Source organism: Ensifer sp. Root31, assembly GCF_001424825.1.
Lineage (GTDB): Bacteria > Pseudomonadota > Alphaproteobacteria > Rhizobiales > Rhizobiaceae > Ensifer > Ensifer canadensis.
Genome location: NZ_LMCO01000008.1, coordinates 1 through 3482, shown reverse-complemented (window position 1 = coordinate 3482; position 3482 = coordinate 1). Strand labels below are relative to the sequence as shown.

Here is a 3482-nt window from a genome sequence, read left to right as displayed (position 1 = left end):
TGACCTTCTTCCATCATTTGGTGTCCACCTCTTTTAGGTGGACACCTCATGCCAAAGCTCACTCAATCACAGAAGGTGCGGGGAAATTCGCGCTTACAGATATTTCATCCTCGGTCGCCCATTCGGCATCGGAATCGTTGAGTAGCGTTAGAAACCCGCTTTTGCCCTCGATTTCTTCTGGCGATCGATAACCCTGCTCGCACTCCTCGCAGTGTCCGTAGACATCTCCGGTTTCGCTCTCGCGAAAGAGAAAGAGCCGGCCGTTATGACAGCTCGGGCATTTGCCTGCGTGAAATTGCATCATGACGCCTCGTGCTCACTCACGTCGCCGGCGCGGAAAAAGGCGACCGAAGCCGCTAATTTCATTGGTGCCCCACCAGCTTGTTTACCGTCTGGCGGGGGCCGGAGCTATAGTCGCTCCGACTCTTGCTCTATTGCCGACTAAGCGGCTATCTGATTGCAGACCCGGGAATTGATCCCGGTTCTTCGCACGCGGCTTACCATTTGCCCTGCCTGCGGAAATTGTTACCGGATTCATCCACCTCTCCGGCGGGAGGAAAAGGTCTCGCCACTACCAATGGCGCTGAATATGAAATGGAAAAAGGGCGGTCAGTGCCGCCCTTGTTTTGCTATGCAGCCTTGGAACGCGCCGAGGTCTTGTTAATCGATGTGACCGCCAAGTTGGTGAGCTTGTTGTTCGTCGCTTTCTCCTGGTCGAGGATCTCGCTAAGAAGCTTGTGCGCCTCATCATGGCCGAGGTCCTTGGCCCATTCACGAAGCGAGCCATAGCGGGCGATCTCGTAGTGCTCGACAGCTTGGCAAGCGGCCAGAAGTCCCGCGTCCAGCGCGGTCCCTTCCGCCTCTTTCATCAAACCGTCGGCCTCCTTGATGAGACCCTCGATGGCGTCGCATTTTTCGCCGGATGCCGTCTTGCCGATTGACTTGAAGACCTGCTCCAACTTCTTGATCTGCTCTTTCGTTTCCGAAAGATGCTCCTCGGCCGCCTTCTTGAGATCCGCGTTATTCGCGGCCTTTGCGACCTTTGGAAGCGCCCTAGTGATGGCGTTCTCAGCGAAATAAACATCCTGCAGCGTATGTTCGAAAATATCAGCCAGCGATTTCATCAATTCTCTCCTTGGCAAATGAATGCAGGGGAGAAAGCTTCCTGCGGCGGAATCGTTCCAGTTCGTGTGTCTAAAATACCGAACACGCGGACGACGGGCCGCAAGGGGTCCGCACGAATATCAAGGAAACGGAAGAGCTCGTCTTTATGCAAGAAAAAAGGCCGGGGCGAAACCGCACCGACCTTCCTCATCATCGCTTACCAACCAGTGCCAGTACATCCGTGGTCAAAAGTCTAAAGCGACGAGGCATTTGCGAGCGGCGAAACTTTCAGCGCTCATAACCAATGCCGATGGCGGGTATATAGGGGGCCAATGTGTTCCAAACAAGTTCGTAACCATTTCGGGGTGTCAGGTACCGTTGAACCGTGGAAATACGACACCTGCCGTATGTCACTGGTTCGTCCATAGTCCTAGGCCAAGACTCCCGCATCCTTGGCGGGTGGTTCGAACCTAGAAGACTACCAATGAAGTTCATTATCGCCGGGGTGGCATCGCTCGCGGCGAGAAAGCAACCTACCAGATCGAACTGGCAGCTGGCCTCCAACGAAGCCGCGGCGTTACCTCCGAGGATAACTCAAGTGGACAGAATAGAAGCGGAAGACCACGTACAGCAAGTGAATGGGAAAGGGCGTCGGCCGCCCTGAGGATCTGTCTTCGAATTATTGCGCAGAATCTGACGCGCAAGCCGTGAGACCTGCGGTCAAACTCGACCTCAGCGTCGGCCTCGGCCGCCCTTACCTTGAGGATATCCATGATATCGATCGCAAGAGGGCGACCATCGACGGCTTTGATGCCAGCGACACCAGGCATCGCCTCGAGTAAAGCGACCAGCGCCCTTGCAACGGGGCAGCGCATACCCGGCGAAAAGGCGGGCGTCACGGCTCCCCTCGCCGTAGGGCGGTTGGTGATGACGGCGTCCGAAATCGCCCAAGACCCATAAGGCTTCAGGAAGTCGAAAATCTCGTCATGCTGGCGACCGTAGGGCTATGTCAGACGTGTTCACCACGCGGCTTGCTCTGCCAGAACATCGGCCATGGGGTGGTTTCCTGCCGCCGGAAAACGTCGAGACCATCCACCAGGGAAGCGCTCGAGAAGCTCGGTGCCCCATGGTTCCGTCTGGTAGAGATCGTTCTCGACCCGGTTGTAGTTGGATGCAACTACCGTCACGCTTCGTCTCCCTCGCGGAACAAAAACGGCGCGGGATTAGTTGGCCTCCGAAAGGAGTCCACCATGAGCACGATACCTACGGAACCGATCCCAAAGCCCCCTCCAGAGCTGCCGCCAGGCCTGCCGCCGGACCTGCCTCAGCCACCGATTGAGGAACCCGAGCCTGACGTCCTTCCCGACGAGATTCCCAACCCGAATCCGGATGAAAATGACAAGCCGCCAAAGCACCTGAAATAGCATCGTCATGCAGCCGCCCTCGCCTTGAAGATGCTGCTGACGGCGTCGAGCATGGCGATGTCCCGCATCTTGTTTTCTATCTCAGCGTCGGGGCGCGGGAACTTGGAGCGCGAGCCTGGTCATCCAACCAGTGAACTTCTGGCGCTTTTGTGCTTCGGCCTATTCAATGAGTTCGGCGTAGGTGATTTTCATGCGGCGCCCTTCTGCACTGCCAGGTACAGCGCAATGCGCGGGGACGAGCGCGCACGCGACCGGGGGCGACACGGAGTTGCCGACGCAGGACACCTGCACGGATTTGGAAAACAAGCGCCAGACCGACCCCAAGCCTGATAGTCATGAGCACCGGCGAGGACGCAATCCGGTGGGAAGGCCCCTCCCGCGGCGTCAGCATCCGCATGGCGATATCGACGATGACGAAGGTAGCGCCCGAGACCTCGACCGTGACGAACTCGCGATCGTCCCGAAAGCCCGTGTGCCCGCATGAAATTGGCGACCTCGCGAGCCCGCTCAGCCTACCGTAGCGTGAACGGCGGCGCAGTGACGGTCGCCTCGACATGACCATCACGGTCCTTCGTGATGGTTCGCGTCGGTTCCGTTTCCGACTGGCAGTCACCCGTGCCGTAGTGGGCCTGCATGTACGGCGTCACCGTCTGGGCGTCGACGAGCTTCGTGAGGTTTACCTGCTGGCCGTCTTCCTGCTTGCTCAAGCAAATTGGGTCAACAGGACCGATGACGACATGTGGCGCGACGTGCTCGACGAGGCCTATCGGCGCGGCTGGACTGACAGGCGCGTTAAGATCGAAGGCGAGTCGTTAAATTAGCGAAGCCTTGCAGAAAGAAATGACCGCCCTAACATCTTCTGCAGGAGGAAACGCCATGCCGAAAATCGCCGGGCCTAGACATCCGAAATCTCACCCCGATCGTGACCTGCAATGCCAGGAGCAATGCCAGGAG

General features: G+C 57.8%; 6 protein-coding genes. 3 read left to right on the top strand and 3 right to left on the bottom strand.

Features of this window, described 5'->3' with window-relative positions:
- Positions 1 to 58 precede the first annotated feature (58 nt).
- Both ASD00_RS09625 and ASD00_RS09620 read right to left on the bottom strand, forming a co-directional pair.
- On the bottom strand, positions 59 to 304 hold the full coding sequence (locus ASD00_RS09625) for a hypothetical protein (RefSeq protein WP_057206271.1): 246 nt from the start codon (positions 302 to 304) through the stop codon (positions 59 to 61).
- 325 nt (positions 305 to 629) lie between these two features.
- On the bottom strand, positions 630 to 1124 hold the full coding sequence (locus ASD00_RS09620; protein WP_057206269.1) for a ferritin-like domain-containing protein: 495 nt from the start codon (positions 1122 to 1124) through the stop codon (positions 630 to 632).
- Between the two features lie 687 nt (positions 1125 to 1811).
- Between ASD00_RS09620 and ASD00_RS42275 the strand changes: the two genes are divergently transcribed.
- Positions 1812 to 1946 carry a hypothetical protein gene (locus tag ASD00_RS42275; protein WP_255569934.1) on the top strand — a complete coding sequence of 45 codons (135 nt, stop codon included), beginning with the start codon at positions 1812 to 1814 and terminating at the stop codon, positions 1944 to 1946.
- A gap of 177 nt (positions 1947 to 2123) precedes the next feature.
- On the opposite strand, the gene ASD00_RS39875 is transcribed toward ASD00_RS42275, so the two are convergent.
- Positions 2124 to 2291, bottom strand: coding sequence for a hypothetical protein (locus ASD00_RS39875; RefSeq protein ID WP_156585520.1), 168 nt, complete (start codon positions 2289 to 2291; stop codon positions 2124 to 2126).
- 63 nt (positions 2292 to 2354) lie between these two features.
- Between ASD00_RS39875 and ASD00_RS40885 the strand changes: the two genes are divergently transcribed.
- The gene (locus ASD00_RS40885) at positions 2355 to 2528 is read left to right on the top strand and encodes a hypothetical protein (RefSeq protein WP_164474905.1); all 174 of its coding nucleotides are present in this window, start codon (positions 2355 to 2357) and stop codon (positions 2526 to 2528) included.
- 554 nt (positions 2529 to 3082) lie between these two features.
- Positions 3083 to 3349, top strand: a complete 267-nt coding sequence (locus tag ASD00_RS39870) for a hypothetical protein (protein ID WP_057206260.1) — start codon at positions 3083 to 3085, stop codon at positions 3347 to 3349.
- Positions 3350 to 3482: the final 133 nt, after the last annotated feature.

Bases quoted from the DNA above. Each gene is read 5' to 3' on its own strand.
- ASD00_RS09620 (WP_057206269.1), bottom strand. From the start codon at position 1,124: ATGAAATCGCTGGCTGATATTTTCGAACATACGCTGCAGGATGTTTAT.
- ASD00_RS39870 (WP_057206260.1), top strand. From the start codon at position 3,083: ATGACCATCACGGTCCTTCGTGATGGTTCGCGTCGGTTCCGTTTCCGA.
- ASD00_RS40885 (WP_164474905.1), top strand. From the start codon at position 2,355: ATGAGCACGATACCTACGGAACCGATCCCAAAGCCCCCTCCAGAGCTG.
- ASD00_RS09625 (WP_057206271.1), bottom strand. From the start codon at position 304: ATGATGCAATTTCACGCAGGCAAATGCCCGAGCTGTCATAACGGCCGG.